This window comes from Algoriphagus namhaensis (assembly GCF_042649705.1).
In the GTDB taxonomy this organism is placed as follows: Bacteria; Bacteroidota; Bacteroidia; order Cytophagales; family Cyclobacteriaceae; genus Algoriphagus; species Algoriphagus namhaensis.
The window spans coordinates 1,653,633-1,672,211 of record NZ_JBHRZS010000007.1; the positions used below are offsets into that span (position 1 = coordinate 1,653,633).

Annotated in this window: 17 protein-coding genes; 7 read left to right on the forward strand and 10 right to left on the reverse strand. The window is 41.7% G+C overall.

Going from position 1 to position 18,579, the window contains the following annotated elements; genetic code table 11:
- Positions 1–29: 29 nt before the first annotated feature.
- Entirely contained in the window at positions 30–599 is a 570-nt protein-coding gene (locus ACFOSV_RS15600) for a hypothetical protein (protein WP_377906967.1), read from the reverse strand.
- A gap of 470 nt (positions 600–1,069) precedes the next feature.
- On the opposite strand from ACFOSV_RS15600, the gene ACFOSV_RS15605 reads away from it, so the two are divergent.
- A complete protein-coding gene (locus ACFOSV_RS15605) occupies positions 1,070–1,477 on the forward strand; it encodes a DUF4399 domain-containing protein (RefSeq protein ID WP_377906969.1) in 408 nt (135 codons plus the stop codon).
- A gap of 55 nt (positions 1,478–1,532) precedes the next feature.
- Here the strand turns inward: ACFOSV_RS15605 and ACFOSV_RS15610 are convergent, their stop codons facing one another.
- The 3 genes from ACFOSV_RS15610 to ACFOSV_RS15620 all read right to left on the reverse strand — a co-directional run bounded on the left by ACFOSV_RS15610 (position 1,533) and on the right by ACFOSV_RS15620 (position 5,052).
- Positions 1,533–2,774, reverse strand: a complete 1,242-nt coding sequence (locus tag ACFOSV_RS15610) for a M14 family metallopeptidase (RefSeq protein WP_377906970.1) — start codon at positions 2,772–2,774, stop codon at positions 1,533–1,535.
- 101 nt (positions 2,775–2,875) lie between these two features.
- A complete protein-coding gene (locus ACFOSV_RS15615; RefSeq protein ID WP_377906971.1) occupies positions 2,876–4,216 on the reverse strand; it encodes a Gfo/Idh/MocA family protein in 1,341 nt (446 codons plus the stop codon).
- 80 nt (positions 4,217–4,296) lie between these two features.
- The gene (locus ACFOSV_RS15620; RefSeq protein WP_377906972.1) at positions 4,297–5,052 is read right to left on the reverse strand and encodes a 3-keto-disaccharide hydrolase; all 756 of its coding nucleotides are present in this window, start codon (positions 5,050–5,052) and stop codon (positions 4,297–4,299) included.
- 127 nt (positions 5,053–5,179) lie between these two features.
- Between ACFOSV_RS15620 and ACFOSV_RS15625 the strand changes: the two genes are divergently transcribed.
- The 3 genes from ACFOSV_RS15625 to ACFOSV_RS15635 all read left to right on the forward strand — a co-directional run bounded on the left by ACFOSV_RS15625 (position 5,180) and on the right by ACFOSV_RS15635 (position 9,987).
- Positions 5,180–7,723: a M14 family zinc carboxypeptidase gene (locus tag ACFOSV_RS15625; RefSeq protein WP_377906973.1), complete on the forward strand. Its 2,544-nt coding sequence runs from the start codon at positions 5,180–5,182 to the stop codon at positions 7,721–7,723.
- A 245-nt stretch (positions 7,724–7,968) separates the two neighbouring features.
- Positions 7,969–9,180: a DUF2254 domain-containing protein gene (locus tag ACFOSV_RS15630; RefSeq protein WP_377906974.1), complete on the forward strand. Its 1,212-nt coding sequence runs from the start codon at positions 7,969–7,971 to the stop codon at positions 9,178–9,180.
- A gap of 357 nt (positions 9,181–9,537) precedes the next feature.
- Complete coding sequence (locus ACFOSV_RS15635) at positions 9,538–9,987, forward strand: cold-shock protein (protein WP_377906975.1); 450 nt, start codon at positions 9,538–9,540, stop codon at positions 9,985–9,987.
- 48 nt (positions 9,988–10,035) lie between these two features.
- On the opposite strand, the gene ACFOSV_RS15640 is transcribed toward ACFOSV_RS15635, so the two are convergent.
- The 6 genes from ACFOSV_RS15640 to ACFOSV_RS15665 all read right to left on the reverse strand — a co-directional run bounded on the left by ACFOSV_RS15640 (position 10,036) and on the right by ACFOSV_RS15665 (position 16,202).
- Positions 10,036–10,473: a hypothetical protein gene (locus ACFOSV_RS15640; protein ID WP_377906976.1), complete on the reverse strand. Its 438-nt coding sequence runs from the start codon at positions 10,471–10,473 to the stop codon at positions 10,036–10,038.
- Positions 10,474–10,550: 77 nt separating this feature from the next.
- A complete protein-coding gene (locus tag ACFOSV_RS15645) occupies positions 10,551–10,961 on the reverse strand; it encodes an energy transducer TonB (protein ID WP_377906977.1) in 411 nt (136 codons plus the stop codon).
- A gap of 109 nt (positions 10,962–11,070) precedes the next feature.
- The gene (locus tag ACFOSV_RS15650) at positions 11,071–12,471 is read right to left on the reverse strand and encodes a TonB family protein (RefSeq protein ID WP_377906978.1); all 1,401 of its coding nucleotides are present in this window, start codon (positions 12,469–12,471) and stop codon (positions 11,071–11,073) included.
- Positions 12,468–12,842 (reverse strand): BlaI/MecI/CopY family transcriptional regulator, encoded by a 375-nt coding sequence (locus ACFOSV_RS15655; RefSeq protein WP_377906979.1) that lies wholly within the window; start codon positions 12,840–12,842, stop codon positions 12,468–12,470. The genes ACFOSV_RS15650 and ACFOSV_RS15655 overlap by 4 nt, the downstream gene beginning before the upstream one ends.
- Positions 12,843–12,952: 110 nt before the next feature.
- On the reverse strand, positions 12,953–13,801 hold the full coding sequence (locus tag ACFOSV_RS15660; RefSeq protein ID WP_377906980.1) for a DUF4249 family protein: 849 nt from the start codon (positions 13,799–13,801) through the stop codon (positions 12,953–12,955).
- Between the two features lies 1 nt (position 13,802).
- Positions 13,803–16,202, reverse strand: coding sequence for a TonB-dependent receptor (locus ACFOSV_RS15665; RefSeq protein WP_377906981.1), 2,400 nt, complete (start codon positions 16,200–16,202; stop codon positions 13,803–13,805).
- A gap of 140 nt (positions 16,203–16,342) precedes the next feature.
- Here ACFOSV_RS15665 and ACFOSV_RS15670 point away from each other — a divergent pair, with 140 nt between their 5' ends.
- Genes ACFOSV_RS15670 through ACFOSV_RS15680 form a run of 3 tightly spaced genes read left to right on the forward strand, consistent with a single transcriptional unit; the run spans position 16,343 to position 18,559 of the window.
- A complete protein-coding gene (locus ACFOSV_RS15670; RefSeq protein WP_377906982.1) occupies positions 16,343–17,308 on the forward strand; it encodes a VWA domain-containing protein in 966 nt (321 codons plus the stop codon).
- On the forward strand, positions 17,308–17,949 hold the full coding sequence (locus ACFOSV_RS15675; protein ID WP_377906983.1) for a hypothetical protein: 642 nt from the start codon (positions 17,308–17,310) through the stop codon (positions 17,947–17,949). Before ACFOSV_RS15670 ends, ACFOSV_RS15675 begins: the two co-directional genes overlap by 1 nt.
- Positions 17,939–18,559, forward strand: a complete 621-nt coding sequence (locus ACFOSV_RS15680) for a hypothetical protein (RefSeq protein ID WP_377906984.1) — start codon at positions 17,939–17,941, stop codon at positions 18,557–18,559. Before ACFOSV_RS15675 ends, ACFOSV_RS15680 begins: the two co-directional genes overlap by 11 nt.
- Positions 18,560–18,579 lie beyond the last annotated feature (20 nt).

The window sequence follows — 18,579 nt, forward strand, 5'->3', positions numbered from 1 at the left end:
AGCCTGAATCAAGAGATTCAAAACTACTACTACCCTTCTGAATTTAGCTTTTCTACAAATTCAGGAATTTCCATTCTTCCTACCTTCTCTACTTCAGGCAAATATTTTGGATTGTCTGCTAATATTTTCCGGAGATTCTTTTTCCAATTACCCAACATATGAGTCGTCAAAATAACATACTCCCCATTCGGCTTGTACATAGCATACTGAGGCAAAGTCGTTACCACTCCATTCGTACTGGTACTTACCATATGAAGGTATAGTTTATAATTTGGCCCATTGTCTACCAACTTAAAAAACCCTCCATCATTCGTCCCGCTTATCTCAACATTTCGATAATCCAATTCTGCTCCAAATTCCCTAATGCCATATCCAATGACCTTGCCTTCTTTTGCCTTATATACTTCATCCTCTGCCTCTCCTTTTTGGTTTTTAATGACAAGAGCATAGTAATTGGTATCTGCTTTTTTTCCGCCAATTTTGATTTGACATTTTACGGTATCTTGTTCTGCAAAAAGAACATAGCCATTGACATAATTTTGAGCCCAAGCCAGGCCAAAAACTAGACATAATAAGCTGGTTACTAACAATTTTTTCATAGTGATGCTGGTTAAAATTCCACGAAAATGATAAAAAGTTTGATCACTTTTTTCACCTCGAAAAAATAAATTTCAGTCATCAAAAAATGAGGAAAATCCGGCCCAAATAAATCTTAAAAGCTGACCATGTTTTGTTGTCAAAAAACCAAAACTTGCCAAATTTTTTCAATAATCTCATGAGCTCTCTTTGGCTTGGTCTTTTTCTATTTCAATTCATTAAAGATATGCCTAGCTAGAACGTGACTTCTAGTTAAATTTTATTTCTCTTACAAGATGGAGTTTTCAAATTTTCATCTCTTATTTTTGAACAAAGCATTCGGGTTTTCAGGTTTTATATTTTGAAAACAGAGCTCCTGGATGAAGAACCCTCAGATGAGTCTGATCCTATAAAGGCCAATATGCTAATTTGACAGCAAATCGATCAGTCAACCGTATCATTAATCATAATCTCAAACTAAATACTAATTATCATGCTTAAATCAATCACTAAAGTATCTGCCCTAGTAATCCTCATTTCTCTTGTATTTGCCTGTGGAAGCCAAGAGAAGGGAGTTTATTTCGTAAATCTTAATGACGGAGATACCGTTACATCTCCTTTTAAAGTAGAAATGGGTGTTAACGGTATGGAAGTAGAACCAGCTGGCAAAGTCAATGAAGGATTCGGTCATCATCATTTGATTATTGATGGAAGCTTTATCGAGGCTGGGGTAACTGTTCCTGCTAATGAAACCAACATTCATTACGGCAAAGGGCAAAAAACCACAGATGATATCGTACTCTCACCTGGACAACACACGCTTACACTTCAATTTGCAGATGGTGTGCACGCATCTTATGGTGAAGCAATGAGCAAAACAATCACCATTACTGTAGAGTAATAAGCGCCAGTTTTTTATCAACCAAGCCATCAATAATGGCTTGGTTTTTTTTGAACTATTTCAACAAGCGCATCAATTCACGCGCGGTGTATTCACCCTTTTGCTTGATTAGATCTCTAGGTGTATTATCACCTACCTCAAAGGTCATCGACTCCGCTCCATGGACGAAAAAGAAATAGCTATTTGAAGTGACACTTCGCTCATTTGTTTCTGTTGGACGAATATTGGGGTCATAGCCAGGGATTCGTTTTGAGGATCGCTTGATGAGCTTTGGAATCAAGCCAGGCATATTTCCTTCCAAGTCTTCATTAATCGTATAAAAAATATCCTCCCAAGTAGAATGGAAATCAGCCGCGAAGACGAACTCTCCACCTGTATCTGCCACCTTTTTTTCCATAAATGCAGCTAAGGCCTTTGGTTCGGGCTGATTGAAATTGACCCAATCCCTATTGGTATCAATTCCCCCTGCATTATGTCTCCAATGTCCATTTGCCACTCCATCCGGATTCATCTGAGGCATGAGGTACAGATTATATTTCTTACGAAATGCTCGAGACTCTGGGGAATCTTCACAGATCGTTTCTACGAAAGACTTCATTGCTAGGTATCCAGTCACTTCAGGAGGATGCTGCATGGAAATCACCATCAACATTTCTCGATCGTCTGCCTCCCCAATTTTCAATACTTCCAGTTTTCTACCTTCTGTGCTTTTGCCTATTTCAATTCGCTCGACAAAGCTTTGCTCAGCAAGTTTATCTTTCCAAGTCTCTGCATCTACTGTACCTACCAAATCCTGAGCGGCGATCCAAAGGGTATCAGGAGAACTCGTAACTTTCAGATAAGCCTCTTTTGGTCTGCCTTCTTGCACCTTTGGTAACATAAAATTCAGAGAATCCACATTTGAAAATTGATTTCCGTCATTACTGATTTTAGGAAAATATCGATGAAAACCATTTTCCGAATAAGTGAATTCAATCCAGAAGGTTTGGGCTCTTTCGGACCAGACTTTGAATGCATACCAAGGGCTGGGATTGATAGGTTCGTTTTCAGGTAAAATTAGAACGCGGTAAAGCGTGTCATTTACTTTTTCTGCTCCATTTAGTCTAGCTCCCTCAAACTCATTAGAAAAATAGACCTGATCTCCCACAAAATAGGTTTGTTTGACTTGTTTCTCTATAGCCCTACTTTCAGTTGGAATAATTTGGATGGGACCTTGGCCCTCCCATTTCGTCGTAGACTTACAAGAAAAGCCTGCTAGGACTAGCATGGCAGCGAGAATAGAATTGAAAGACTTCATTTCGGAAAGTTAAAATAAAAACCCTCCAAATTCCTTCGGAGGGTTTGTAAATCACATTTCATAATTCTTAAACGCAATAGATTGCTTCGCTCTCCATGAAGTTACACCTTCGGCACCTTCCATCCATTATGGTAATGGGCTTTCATTAAATCATTGGCGGCTGAGGACGTGAATTGGTTTTTGTCCGCATTCCAATACACTTTCTCACCAGTTTTGTATGCAATATTTCCCATTTGGGCATTGATTGCCGCTACCGAACCGGTCTGAATCGCGCAATTAAGCAAACTTGGATCATTTGCTTTCACCGCCTCGACAAAGTTGACTGCATGCAGCTCTAGTGCACTACCCACTCCGCGTGTATGGGGAACTTCTTCCACTTTTGGTACACGCTCACCGTCTTTAGTTTCTGTTTCAGGAATTACTTTCCAACCTCCACGATTCACTACCAGTGTGGCATTATTTCCGATAAATGCAATTCCTTCCGTAGTTCCATAATTTCCTCCATCAATTCCCGTGGCATGCTCCCAAAGCATATTGAATCCATCGTATTCATAGACCGTCTGAAGCGTGTCCGGTGTTTCAGACGCATCGTCTGGATAGGCAAATTTACCTCCTGAAGCCATTACGGATTTTGGAGCAGATACTCCCATGGCATAGAGCGCAATATCAATCTCATGAACACCCCAGTCTGTCATCAAGCCGCCAGCATAATCCCAAAACCATCGGAAATTGAAATGAAAGCGGTTGGGGTTAAATTCTCGCTTTGGAGCAGGACCAAGCCACATGTCGTAATCTACACCTGTCGGAGGAGCTTGATTTGGAAGAACAGGAACTGGCTTCATCCAGCCTTGGTATGCCCAGCATTTTACTAAACGAATCTGCCCAAGCTTGCCGGACTTTACATAATCAATCGCTTCTGCATATTGCGAACCAGATCGTTGCCATTGCCCTACCTGTACCACTTTTCCGTAGCGTTCCTGAGCCTTGACCATGATCTGACACTCCTCAATGGTATTCGCAATTGGCTTCTCGACATATACATTCTTCCCTGCAGAAACGGCATCCACCATATTTAGACAGTGCCAGTGATCTGGCGTCCCGATAATCACTACATCGATATCCGGATCCTCAAGCATCTTTCGGTAGTCCTTGTATTGTTTTGGCCGAGTACCTCGCTGCTTAAATACATCTTCCGTTCGCATGTCTAGAACCGATTGATCCACATCTGCCAATGCCACACAGTTCACCTGAGGCATTTTGAGATGCGCATTCATATTGGACCAGCCCATTCCTTTGCAGCCAATTACTCCATAATTGAGCTGATCAGATGGCTTTATTTTGCGGGTAAAAGCGCCGAAATCAGCCGTAGTGAGTACCTGAGGCATGCTCAGCCCCGCACCTAGGAGCATGGTATTTTGAATGAATTTTCTTCTTGAGGACATCGATATTTTAGGTTATTAGGGTGGATGAAAATTAAACTTATTGGTAATTTGAGGATTGCCAAGCAATCACTTGAAACTGATCAAAGTGGCCTTACCCAAATATTCCTAAATCGAACAGGATTACCGTGATCCTGAAGTTTAATCGGAAGTTCCTCGGGATGTGCCTTGTAATTTGGGATTCCGATATATTCAGTAGGTCCTTTTAAAATCACATTATTCTGCACTAATACCCCATTAATCAAAACGGTAGCTGTAGCTGGAGAGGTTAGCATGCCATTTTTGTCAAAACGCGGTGCTTTAAAAATGATATCGTAGTAATTCCACTCTCCTGGGGGACGAAGTGGATTCACCAAAGGTGGATGCTGCTTGTAAATACTACCTGCTTGACCGTTGGTGTAGGTTTTACTCTCGTAGCTATCCAAGATTTGTACTTCATACATTCCCATGAGGAAAAAGCCTGAATTTCCACGACCTTGGCCTTCCCCCACAATCTCTGTAGGTGCTGACCACTCCACGTGATACTGTCCATCACCAAAGGCCATCTTGGATTGAATATCCCCTTTACCGCGCTGCACGACTAGTTCTCCATTTTCAATGGCCCAAGCAGCTGGACTTGACCCATCACCGGCGCTGACAAAGGCATTTTGGCTACTGCCATCAAAAAGAACAATCGCATCAGAGGGCGGAAGATTATTCTCAGCTCCAGGAGTGATTTTGGGTGGTACCGGAGTATAAAATTCGGTAGCCTCCGGTTTCATCGGTGGAGGTGTTTTTTCTTGTGCCAAAGCACAGGTTCCAAAAGCCGTAAAAAGCACGACAACAAAAGACTTCTTCATTTAATCAGGTTGTTTTAGGTTGAATACAAGGGATAAATTAGCTTAAAAACTCATGAATGAAAACTCGGACTTTGGATTTTTGATGAGGGGCTTGGCAGAGTCAATGATTTTATGCCAAATTGAGGGTATGAAAAAAGCTATACTCGGCCTATTGGCATTCCTTTCCGTTCAAATTGTCGGTTTTTCTCAGGAACAATACTTTTTCCCTGGTGAGAAATTTGATAACAGTATCCCTTCTCCATCAGAGTTTCTTGGGTACGAAATTGGTACTTGGCATACCCGCTACGACTTGATTGTCAAATACTTTGAAAAGCTGGACGAACTTAGTCCTCGAGCTGAATTGACCATTATCGGTCAAACTCATGAGCACAGACCCAAAGTAATCCTCACGATTTCAAAGGAAGCAAACATGTCCAATCTTGAAGAGATTCGGCAAAAGCAAGTTCAACTTGCAAGTCCTAGCGAAGCAATGCCGGATATTTCATCCATGCCAGCAATCATTCATTTGGGCTATGGTGTTCATGGTAATGAGCCTTCCTCGGCAGAGGCAGCCATGCTTACGGCCTACTGGCTACTCGCTTCCCAGTCTGATCTTGCAAAAAATCTATTGGAAAACTCTGTTGTTCACATTGACCCAACTGTGAATCCAGATGGTAGAGATCGCCACAGCCTCTGGGCTAATAGCAACAAAGGCTTTCCTCCTGTTGCGGACCCAAATGATCGTGAACACAATGAAGCCTGGCCAGCCGGCCGAACCAATCATTACTGGTTTGACCTAAATCGGGACTGGCTTCCTCTTGCTCACCCGGAGTCTCAGTCCAAAATCGATTGGTATCACACGTGGTATCCTAACGTAACGACCGATTTTCACGAAATGGGTACAAACAGCACTTACTTTTTTGAGCCAACCAAGCCTTTTGGATCAGAAAACCCAGTGGTGCCAAGAAAAAACTACGAGGACATCAATATCCGCTTTGCCAAGTATTTTGAGCGATACATGAATGAAATCCAGAGTTTGTACTGGACCAAAGAGGTTTTTGACAATAGCTACCCTGGCTATGGGTCCACCTACCCAGATATTCAAGGCGGATTAGGCCTAGTCTTCGAAACGGCCAGCAGCCGAGGTCATGTGCAAGAAAGCCAGCGCGGTGAGATCACTTTTGCCTTCACCATTCGAAATCACGTGGTAAATTCTCTTGCCACCATGGAAGCAGCATTAGACAATCGCGAGTTCATGCATGAGTATCTTCGCGAGTTTTTTGACACAGCTATTTCAGAGGCTAAAAGCTCTTCGATCAAAAATTACGTATTCGGTGATAAATACGATCAAAGTAGAAATACACTATTCGTCAAATTTTTGATGGATCATCAGATCGAGGTCTATGAAAATAATCGTGACGTGTCTGCAGGTGGCTATGATTTTGGAGCAGGAAAATCGTGGATTGTCCCAACTGATCAGCCTCAATATAGAATGGTCCGGACCATGTTTGAATACGTGGACGAATTTGCGGATTCGGTGTTTTATGATGCATCCGCATGGACCATGGCTGCAGCCTATGGAATGCCCTTTGCAGCGAATGCAGGGAGCGGAAAAGGTGAGAAGCTTGAGAGTATAGACTTTCCTTCATTTGATTTCCCAGAGAATAAAGCCTATGCTTATTTGATCGACTGGTCTGATTTTTATGCGCCAAAATTCCTTTATCATGCACAAAAAGAAGGAATTCATGTGGAGCAGGTAAATGGGCCATTCACCGCTCAAACGAATTCTGGCCCTATGGATTTTCCCGCAGGAACCCTTATGATTCCTATGGGCTTCCAAAAACTTTCCGCTGAGGAAGTTTCGTCCAAATTGAAAGTTATTGCTGAAAAAACACATCAAGAGGTCTTTTCCACAGAAACGGGCATGAACCTCAAGGGAATCGATCTCGGCTCCAACCTAGTGGGAGCATTGGAACTACCCAAAGTATTGATGGTGGTGGGAGATGGCGTATCTTCTTATGATGCTGGAGCCATCTGGTATTTGATGGATAGTCAAATTGGAATGCCCATCACGAAAGTCAACTCGGATGATTTGGGACGGTTAAATCTTTTTGATTATACCTCGATTATTCTCCCTTCCGGGAATTATTCCGGTCTAAGTGAAAACTTTGTTAACCACTTTAAGGATTGGATCAATCGTGGTGGCACAGTGATCTCCAGCGGAAGCGCAAGTCTTTGGCTTCAGAGACAAGGTATCACAAGTGAGAAGCCTGTGACCCTTGAGGAACCAAAAGAGGACCCGAAAGCTCTTCCCTTTGCCGATCGAAGAAACTTCGAAGGTGCAAAAGCGGTAGGTGGAAGCATTTACATGGCCCAGCTTGATCTCACCCATCCTATTGCCTATGGCTATCAGCGTGAGACTTTACCCGTATATCGGAACACGAGCATCTTTATTCTGCCCAGTGCAGATAAATACTTGACGCCTGTTCGCTATACATCCGATCCATTCCTCGGAGGATATATTTCTGATGAAAACCTGAAAAAACTCAGCCAAAGTGCAAGCGTGATCATCTCCCCTTCAGGTCGTGGCCGTGTGATCCACTTCTTTGACAATCCTGTATTTCGAGGAACTTGGTTTGGTACTAATAAGCTACTTTTCAACGCCATTTTCTTCGGTAACCAAATGGATTAAAACATGCAAATGGATAACCTAATAAAAGGGCATCTTAGGGTTTAGCCAAAAGGCTTTATTTATCGACTGAAAATCATGTAGATAAGATATGACCATCTCTAAATTTGTTACAGGCATTTGTTAATCAAATATTTAGGTTAGTCCAACCGGAGAATTTTAGAAGATTTCTTCGGGGGTGAAAGGTTTCCAAAAATCTCTTTCATCCCCGATTTGAAATTTTAAGATTATTAAACTTATCTTCAGTGATGGACAAAATCAGGCTCTGGTTCCTTCGAACATACGATCAAATCGTCTCCAGCATTGCATTTTTGCCTGCAATCATCAGCATAGGGTTCTTCTGTGTAGCTATCCTTATCTTTTCTTTTGATGTGTCAGAAATGGGTCAGGACCTGAAGACCAAACTCACCTTTCTGGCTTTAAAGGACTCGGCAACCGCTAGGAGCATCCTCGGGGCTGTGGCAGGAGGCGTGATTTCGCTAACTGTTTTTAGCTTTTCCATGGTGATGATAGTGCTCAATCAAGCTGCATCGCAGATGAGCAATCGAGTTTTGGATAAGTTGATCGGGAATCGATTTCAGCAGATTGTATTGGGTTTTTATATCGGAACCATCGTCTACACCTTCTTTATTTTCAGCACGATACGTGATACAGAGTCAAGATTTCAGATCCCATCGATCAGTATTTTTTTAATCACCGTGCTGACGGTAATCGATATTTTTCTTTTTATCTATTTCTTACATTTTATCACCCAGTCGGTGAAGTACGATGTCATTGTAGAACGGATCAAGTCAGCCACATTTAAAGGAATGAAAGCCTTTTGTACTTCAAAAAAGGAGGTACGACATGAGCAGGAATTCGCGGCTTTGGAAGTGATCCGTGCAAAAACTTCAGGTATTTTTGAGGGCTTCGATACCAAAGAGATCATGGATTTTTGTGAGGAAAATGAATGCAGCTTTTTGGCCATCTATCCTATGGGAACCTTTATTTTGAGAGGACAACCTATTCTAAAATGTAGTCATACCATCGCCGAGGAGAAGATTCCTGAAGTGCTCCAAGGTATTATTTTCAGCCAGCAAGAATCCGTGGATCGGAATTATGAATATGGATTTCGTCAACTGAGCGAAATCGCCCTTAAAGCACTCAGTCCAGGTGTCAATGACCCAGGAACGGCCATCTTAAGTTTTAGGGCTTTGATGGATTTGTTTCAATATCGCGCCTTGAATTTTCCTCCAGAATCGATTACCCGAGAAGGTTCACCCTATCTTCTGATTAGAAATGAACATAGCTTCGATGCTCTTTTTGAGCGGATTGTTTTACCAATTTGGGATTATGGAAAAAATGATCGGATGCTCGCTCAGGAGTTTGATCTGCTACTCGGTCAGCTGTCTTTGATACTTTCCTCCGAGCCGGTTTTTGAGCTTTTGAAAAAAGTCAGAAAGCAGTTAGGAATGAAATAAGTAATATACTTATACCAAAGAAGTACCCACTGTATGGGTAATTTTAACTGATATTTTTAATTGATTTTAGCCAAAATTTCCATTCGAAATATATCAGGTTCCCATTTTTTTATAACTAATTAATAATTTGATTCTGAGTTAGTTTATTGATTTTCAGCACAAAATCAGAAATAAAAAACCGGAGCTAAGGAAGCCGAAATAAATTTTGTAACTTTGTAAGAGTCGAGGGCCAAAATCCTCGTAATCCCCTGCCCAGACCGATTCCCCTCGGTAATCAAACAGAGAAATTACGTGGTGCCTACCTCACTATCCTTTCCAAAATGGAAAGTCAATCATACTTAAACCAAACACTACTGAATGGCCAGATCACAAGAAACCTTTAACAAGAAAGAGAGAGAAAAAAAGCGACAAAAGAAAGCCAAAGAAAAAATGGAGCGTCGCGAAGAAAGAAAAGACCAAGCAACTAAAGGTACGCTTGATAATATGATGGCCTATGTGGATGAATTTGGAAATATTACAGATACTCCACCAGATCCGATAAAAAAACCACAAAAAGTGGATGCCGAAAGCATTGAGATTGGTGTTCCAAAAAGAATCGCCGAAGAAGAGCCTTCTGAGCGAACAGGGAAAATTGATTTCTTCAACCATTCCAAAGGATATGGTTTCATTCGTGAAATCACTTCTCAAGACAAATTTTTTGTGCACGTCAATGGACTAATTGACGATGTAGATGAAGGAGATAAAGTGACCTTCGAGCTAGAAAAAGGTCTGAAGGGCCTGAATGCGGTAAACGTAAAGAAGGTCTAATTCAAAAAATATTTAGCAATAAAAAAAGTCGGCAAAAGCCGACTTTTTTTATTGCCTTTTGTAAGTCAAAGTGATTTTACCGGCCAAATTGCCTAGAGGAGTTTCCATGGCTACCTCATTGTAAGTGACCATTTGAGTTTCAGAGATATCTACGATCTCATAAATCACTTCATTTTTATTCTCATCGATCATGGTAAGTTCATCCCCTTTCACCTTCCAAACTCCTTTTCCATTGATCACGTTGTCAGGAGATGATATGATGTATGTTCCGGTTTCTTCCAAAATCAGATTACCACGGATATGTAAATCTTTTCCTCCCTCAATCATGGCTGCAAGATCAGGACCTTCGGTTTGCTCAAAGTCAAAGTCCGTTCCTGACCACTTACCCACTAGGAGTTCCTCTGTGCTTTTTCCACAGCCTGACAAAAGTAGGATGGTAGCAAGGAAAACAAGATAGTTAGCGAAGGGTATATGGAGCTTTTTCATAGTATTTGATTAGGTATGCAGAAAGATAAAAAAAGCTCTCAAATAATTGAGAGCTTTCCAGATACCTGAGCAAATTTCTATAGTGCAAATTTCACTGGTAGTTTTAATGCGGTGATCACAGTTTCACCATCCTTTTTACCGGGCTGCCATTTTTCCATTTGATTGACGATGCGTAGTGCTTCTTCGTCACAGCCTCCACCGATACCTCGCAGGATCTCGGCATGACTCACAGCTCCGTCCTTTTCTACATGAAAAGAAACGATAACTGTACCAGTAACTCCGTCCTTTTTCGCAGCTTTTGGATACTTTAAGTTATCTACCATAAAGCTGACAAGGCCTTCCATCCCACCTGGATAGACAGGTAATTCGTCCACTTCCTCATATACCTTGCTGTCAGACTGAGCATGTACCGCTTGTGGGGAGGTGAAAAATACTATCATGGCCAATACGGCTAAAAAGCCAATTTTAATCGTTGATTTAGTTTTCATATACAGTTTAATTTAATCGTGGTTAGTTCTTATTAATTTTTGAAGTATGACTAAGATCCATCTCTACATCACGGGAAAGTGTGAATTTCAAAGGCCTCTCTAAGTGTATCTAGCACCCATTGCCGACCCTAACTTCGTTCTGCACGGGGCGAATACCTTGGTCTGTCAAATTGAATCCGGCAAATCTATGTTTGAACAACCGAAGAGAAGCCACTCCCTTTACATCACCCAAATCATAATTGATTGGAAGCGTCATTCTAACTTTGACGGGTTTTCCTTTTTGCTTTCCAGGCTTCCAGTCACCCGATGACTTGACTACGCGGATCGCTTCCTCATCACATCCATAACCTATTCCTTCCAGAACTTTAACATCGCTCAAGCTACCATCCTCAGTCACCACAAAGGATAGGACGACCTTTCCCTCAATTCCCTTTTCTCTAGCCTCTTCAGGATATTTCAGATTTGACATTAAGTATCCAAACCACTCTCGCATACCTCCTGGGGGCACCGGCTGCTCCTCCACCACATCAAAAACATCATCCACTGGCATTTCTGTGATAGGAAGATTTTTGTAAAGCTCACCCTGATCTGGCATAGTCTCATTATCAGGGTTTTCCATAATCACATTCGACTCCTCTTTCGTGGATTGATTTTCACAAGCCAAGGCAACCACAAGAAGTGCAATCAGCGGGAAAAAGAATAGAAAGCGATTCTTTTTAAAGGGATTGGATTTGGCTTTATTCATCATGATGATGCGTTTTTTGGTTTGAAATTGGCTGAAGTAGTGAATGCACTCGAAACTCTTTTGTCCAGAAATCAATCGAACCAAAAGCCGAGAATAATCAAAGGACGAATAAGATTGGGTCACTCCTTGATCTGCCTGAAATTCATGGATTTCTCGTAAGGATTTTTCGAATAGATAAATGATAGGATTGAACCAGAGCAAAATTTTGGTCAATTGAATCAAAAGTAAATCGTAGGTATGCTTCTTCGATACGTGAATAGATTCATGGATCACTATCTGTTGCTGATCAGGATCACTGGGTAAATACTCCGGTAGTAAGACGAAATGAAAGAAAGATGCTGGCTTGAAATCTTCGTGAATGGCGAAGGTCAATCCATTGGATTTGATCTGCTTGGATTTGCTGATCAAGATAAATGAACGAGTCAGGCCTGCAATCACCTGAATCATCATGAAGACTACACCCAATACATAAGCTGACAGTAATATTTCTTGCCATGTGAGATTGAAAATGAATCCAGCGGCTGGAATTTCACTGACCTCTCCTCCTACCCAAACTGAAGGAAGCATCACTCCATTGAGCAACGGATCCTGGGTAAAATACTCAAAGGAAAGGAGTGGAATAAGTAAGGACGCCAATAGCGAACCTATCAAGTAGCTTCGGTTGAGATCAAAGAAGGTAAGTTGCTCAAGAACAAGCTTATAAAAACCCCATGAGATCATCAGACATAAACTCAATTCAAATAAATAGTTAAATACCTGCATCATGACTTTCCTCCTTTCTCTAACTCATCAATGAGCCTTTGTAGTTCTTCGATTTCAGTATCCGAGACTTTATTTTCTTTGACCATAAAGGAAAGAAAATTACCAACCGATCCTTGGAAGTAGTTCGCAAGCATGTGGTTTGCGGAGTTTTTGCTGTACTCCTCTTGACTAATGATAGGGAAATACTGATTGACGTTGCCGAAAGTTCGATGATTTAGGTACCCCTTAGATTCTAACAAACGAATGGAGGAGGCCAATGTCGTATAAGGTGGCTTTGGCTCAGGTAAAAGCTCCAAGACCTCCCGAACGATGGCATTTTCCATCTTCCAAAAAATCTGCATAATGCGCTCCTCGTGCTGACTTAATTCTTTCATAGCACCAAGGTAAAAAAGGCAATTGAATATTCCTACTATTTTTTCGTAGTTCTACGATATTTTAATAAAAGGGAGCAAAAAAAGCCCTCTGAGAATTCAGAGGGAATGATTTAGTTTTCCGGGTCAGGTTCTTCTTCATTAATAAAAACAGATTGGCTAATTATAGGACTCACCATGAAATACCCCTCTGCTCGATCGTTTCCACGCTGCGTCACAATATTCGTATCTGGATTTTGAGGAGGAGGGCTAAAAAGACCCCCATCGGTAAAGAGCAAGCCTACCAATTGATTGAAATAATCATAAACAGGCTCATTCAAGCGATAAAGCACCAAGCGTATCCGGTCTTTAGCCTCAAAGGCATAATTCAGTTCCAAACCCTCTTCGAAAAAAGTCAATCCAAAAGTATCGTCAAAAAGCAAGTAGTCATCTCGATCATTGAGTAAAGTATCGTTTTGTATGATTTTGATTCGATAGAAATTATCCTCTTTAAAGGGTATTTTGCCATAGGCCGAAATGTAATATCCTTCATCTCTGAAGGTTCTTTCCTCTTCAAACTTATAGGTCAAGCTATCTAAAGTCGGCGGCTCAAGCATTAGCCCTCTCGAAACATAAAGATTGTCCTTCCATTCTATTTTCAATTCATAGGTCTCCCCCACCTCAGCAACCCTGCGATCAGAAACAGGCTTATAGCTATTTGAGGCATTGACGAAAATAAAGGGAATGACTTCCTCCGTACCCGGAATGCTGATCGAAACAGTTGCATCTGCGATGATAACTGGCTCTGTATTGTCAAAATAGTTTTGTGCCAATGACATTTTCACCTCATTGAAAATCGGTTCATTGGTCCACTCAGCTTCAATAACGGGGACGAGGCCATCTATGGTCGCCAGAGGTAAATCCACTTGTTCTTGACAGCCGAAAAGCAAAAGTCCAATAACTATGATCGCTAATCTTTTCATCTCAAAATTGGAAATTGTAAGTAATAGAGGGAAGAAAAGTGAATAAATAGGTCATAACTATTCCCGGTTCTACGGTTTGGGCGGGCCCATCCACATCCGGATCGTAGTTTATGTCGCCATTGGTGATTTCACGGAATTCATATGCGAAAGGATTCTTTCTCCCGTAAAGATTATAAATACTAAAGTTCCAGCTCCCTCTCCATTTTTTACCCTTATTGGGGTTTTTCCAACTAATCGAAGCATCCATTCGATGATAATTCGGGAATCTATCCTCATTCCTAAATTCTGAATAAAGACTCAAAATCTGATTGTCAGATTCATACAATCCTATTGGAAATGAAACAGCCTGTCCCGTAGTATAAACAAAGGTAAGTCCAGCCGACCAAGCTGGTGAAAACTCATGATTCAAAACCAAAGTCAAATCATGAGGCCTATCGTATCTCGGATTATATTTTTGCCCCAAAGAAACCCCTTCAATTTGTCTCCATGTTCTTGACCAAGTATAGGCAAGCCAACCGGTCGTTTTGCCTACATTTTTGCGCAGCAAAAACTCCAAACCGTAAGCCCAGCCATCTCCAGAAAGAATCTCTGTTTCCACATTATCTGCAAAAAGGACATTTGCTCCATTCTTAAGGTCAATGATATTTCTAAAGTCCTTATAATACCCCTCCACCGAAAACTCCCAGCGATTGTCATCAAAATTGTGAAAGAGCCCGAGTGAAACTTGATCAGATCGGATGGGCGGAACATAGCGTCCAGCCAATATCCAACGATCTATCGGGAGACCGGCAGAACTGTTGGAAGCAATTTGCAAGTATTGAAAGTTGCGGTTATAAGCCGTCTTGAGCGAAAACTGATCATTGATCAAATAGCGAAAAGCTAGGCGAGGCTCTAAACCCTGATAAAATTTTATGCTTTCGAATGATTTGTAAGAAAGGGAATCAAGGATGACCGCATTCTCGCCAGGATTGTCGTCAGGGTACAAATAATCTACGCCTGGACCAACTTGATTATACAATCCCCAGCGCAAACCGGCTTCTGCACTTAGCTTCGGAGAGAAATTATAACTCATCCCCGCGAAAATATTATTCAAAATTCCATTCTTGGGATTCGTTGCTAGAGGTTGCACAGCACTGCCACCAGCGGGATTGACCTCGATGGGTGCAAAGTGATAATATTGGCTGTGGACTCCCCAATAAGTCTGCAAATTTTCACCTCTTAGCTTGGTCCATTGTGCTTTAATTCCAGATTCAGACAATCGATTATTCCACTCAAAACCTGCTTCCGGATCATCAAACTCCACAAAGTATCTATATTCCGAATGATATCCAGTCAAGTCAAAAAAGAATGTATCCGAGATATTTCTGTTCCATTGAATCGAACTAACCCAATTTGCCCAACCCAGACCAAAATCCTCATCTAAGCCCAGAAAGTCTCGCCCTTGATAAGAAGAGATGGAAAGCTTGTCGCGATCATTGAGATAGAACGTAAACTTGCCGCTCAAATCATGAAAGTTCAGGCGATTATTTCGGAGGTCTTCATCATTGGAAAGCTGCAAAAAAACATCCGCATAAGTTCGTCTTGCAGAAACCGAAAAAGTCGAATTGTTATTGAAAAGCGGGCCATCTACTGATATTCGGGAAGAAATGGTACCAATTCCCCCCTCACCATGAATTTGCTCCCGATTACCTTCTTTAAGGGATACGTCAATCAGAGATGACAATCGCCCACCATAAGAAGCAGGCATATTCCCTTTATAAAGCTCAACTTGATCTAAAGCATCCGGATTAAAAACGGAGAAAAAACCAAAAAAGTGAGAGGCATTATAAACCGGAGCCCCATCAATTTGGATTAGGTTTTGGTCTGCCGAACCTCCACGAACAAATAATCCTGTGGTCCCCTCTCCTGCCGTTTGGACCCCGGGTAACAGTTGCAAGCTTCGCAATAAGTCCACTTCACCAAACAGAGCGGGGATATTTTTGATTGACTCAATTGGAAGACGGACGATTCCAGTTTCAAGGTTTTTGACTTGTTCGTCCGGACGGATTTCCTGAATAATTATTTCATCAAGAGACATTTCGTCGGGACTCAGGAAAAACTTGAGCTCCTTATCAATATCTTTTGGATTAATCACTCGATTGGAAGTCTGATAGCCTACAAATGAAATGACTAATCGATCGGGTAGCTCGCGAATCTGAATACTAAATTTACCATCCAGATCAGAAACCACTCCCGTAGAAACATCCCCCTCCCAATAAATACTCGCGCCTGGCATGGGCTCTGAGTTATTGACATCTACGATAGTACCATTAAGGACTTGGCTTTGGGAAAAAGCAGAGTTGCTAAACCCTCCAAAAAACAAGAGAAACACACCCAAAAACGGGAGCGATTGAATTTTCATGTGGTAAAGTTGGTCGTGGTTCTTTAGGAAGACGAACTAGAAAGATTAATGTTTGTTAATTATTAAAATTCCTATGCCATCGGGTCAACCTTATTTTAAACGGCACTGTAAAAATGCACGAGATTTTATAATTTCGAACCATGATTTGGGCATACCCTGATTTAAAGCTGATATTAATACTTGCAGGGATATTTATCCTTCTGTACACGCTCTATATTGTTCGTTTTTGGCGAATCAATCGCCGCCTCAAAGTGGAAAAGCGAAGACTATTTACCAAGCTAGTCATTCGCACCTCCTATTTCACCCTATTTTTAATTGCTTTAGCCGGTCCGTCTATCGGTGTTTCGACCAAAGAAATCACTGAGGAAGGAAAGGATATTTTCATCGCCGTGGATCTGTCCCAGTCCATGAATGCACAGGATATCGGCCCGAGTCGCTTGCAGCGTATCAAATTTGAATTAAAAAATCTAACCAAAAGCTTCCCTTCCGATCGAATTGGATTGATCATTTTCAGTTCGGAAGCCTTTCTTCAGTGTCCCCTTACATTTGACCAAAGCGTTTTGCAGTTGTACATCGACGGCCTGAACACCGGTTTAGTTCCTAATTTTGGTACTGATCTCAATGGACCTTTGCTCATGGCACTGGATCGATTTGAAAAAGATGAGAGTCAAGAAATCAAGTCAAAATCCATTATTCTGATTTCTGACGGGGAAAATTTTGGAGATGATTTGGACGGAATTGCCAATCGCCTTTCAGACTTAGGTGTCAAAGTATTTTCGCTGGGGGTTGGAACAGACAATGGGTCGACCATTCCTAGAGGTAATGGAGTCGTCATTGATCCTAGCACCGGACAACCTGCAGTGACCGTTTTGGATCGTGATCCACTCCAAAGGATCGCATCCCAGACTGATGGACAATATTTTGAAATCTCCGATGGAGTTCAGGAAGTGGGAAGTCTAATCTCAGCCCTGGAAAGAATAGAAGGTGGAGTGACTGGGTCTAGAACCGTGGAAGCCTCCGCAAATAAGTACTTTTACTTTCTAATGGTGGCCTTCGCACTCACCTTGCTAGATATGATGTTGCCTATTAAAACCATCAAACTCTAATGAGCTGGAAATCAATCGCCTTTATTCTTTTGCTTTTACCTGCTTCTTGGACTCGCATTTCTAGATTAAATGAAGCTATAGATCAAGCCGAAAAAAGCTATGCAAGTACGGAATATGAGCAGTCCATTACGGATCATTTGGCTTTGATAGAAAATTTTCAATACTCCTCATCAAACTTGGATTTCAACTTAGGGCTGAGTTATCAATATGCTGAGAAGCTTGAAGAAGCTACAGCCAACTTTGATAAAGCTTCCATTGCCGTTGACAAAAAGCTGTCCTCCATGGCTTTCAATCAGGGCGGTGTGCTATTGGGAAATAAACAGGAAAATGAAGCTGCGCTGAGCAAATTCAAGTCCGCCCTAATCAAAGATCCCACGAACGAGACTGCCCGATATAATTATGAGCTTTTGGCTCGATGGATGCAGCGGGACGAGGAGCGTCAACAAGAAGATCAAAATAAACCCGAACCTTCGGATTTTGCGAAGCAGAAAAAAGCAGAAGCAGATCGATTGGTAGAGCAGTTTAGATTTAAGGATGCTCTGAAAGTAATGACAGATGCTCTGGCCCAAGATGAAACTGTTGCTGCCTATCAGGAGTTTATTACTAACCTACAAGAAGTCACAGAAATCGATGAAAAGTAAACTAATACTATGTACAGGATTACTTTGGGCTCTGGCCTTCGGTACGAGTCATGCCCAAGCTGTCGGCGACTATTTCAATAAAGCAGCGCGATCCTATGTGAAAACAGAGCGAGATCAAGCACTCGCCACAGTCAATGAAGGACTGGGCAAATACCCCAATGACCCAAAGCTTCAAGCCCTCAAAGAAAAACTAGAAAAGGAAAAAGAGGAGGAAGAGCAAGAGAAGCAGGATCAGCAAAATAAAGATCAGCAACAACAACAGCAGGATCAGCAGAATCAAGACAGTGAAGGTGAGCAATCCGAGCAAGATCAGCAGCAAAAGCAAGATGGAGAGCAGACGGATCAAGATAAGGCCGATGAGTCCCAAGATGGGAAACCAGAAAATCAATCTGAGGATGAGCCAGAAAATGCCAATGATCAAATGGATGCGAACCTAGCTGATCGAAATAAGGCTATGGAGGAGTTTAAAGAAAAGCTCAAAGCCATGAACCTCACTCCCGAGCAAGCAGCCCAGATCTTAGAAAACATGAATGCAGCAGAGCTTCGCTACATTCAACAAAATAAAAAACGACCCACCGAACGTCCAAAAAAAGGCATTCCGGATTGGTAAAAATTAGATTAAAGAACTAA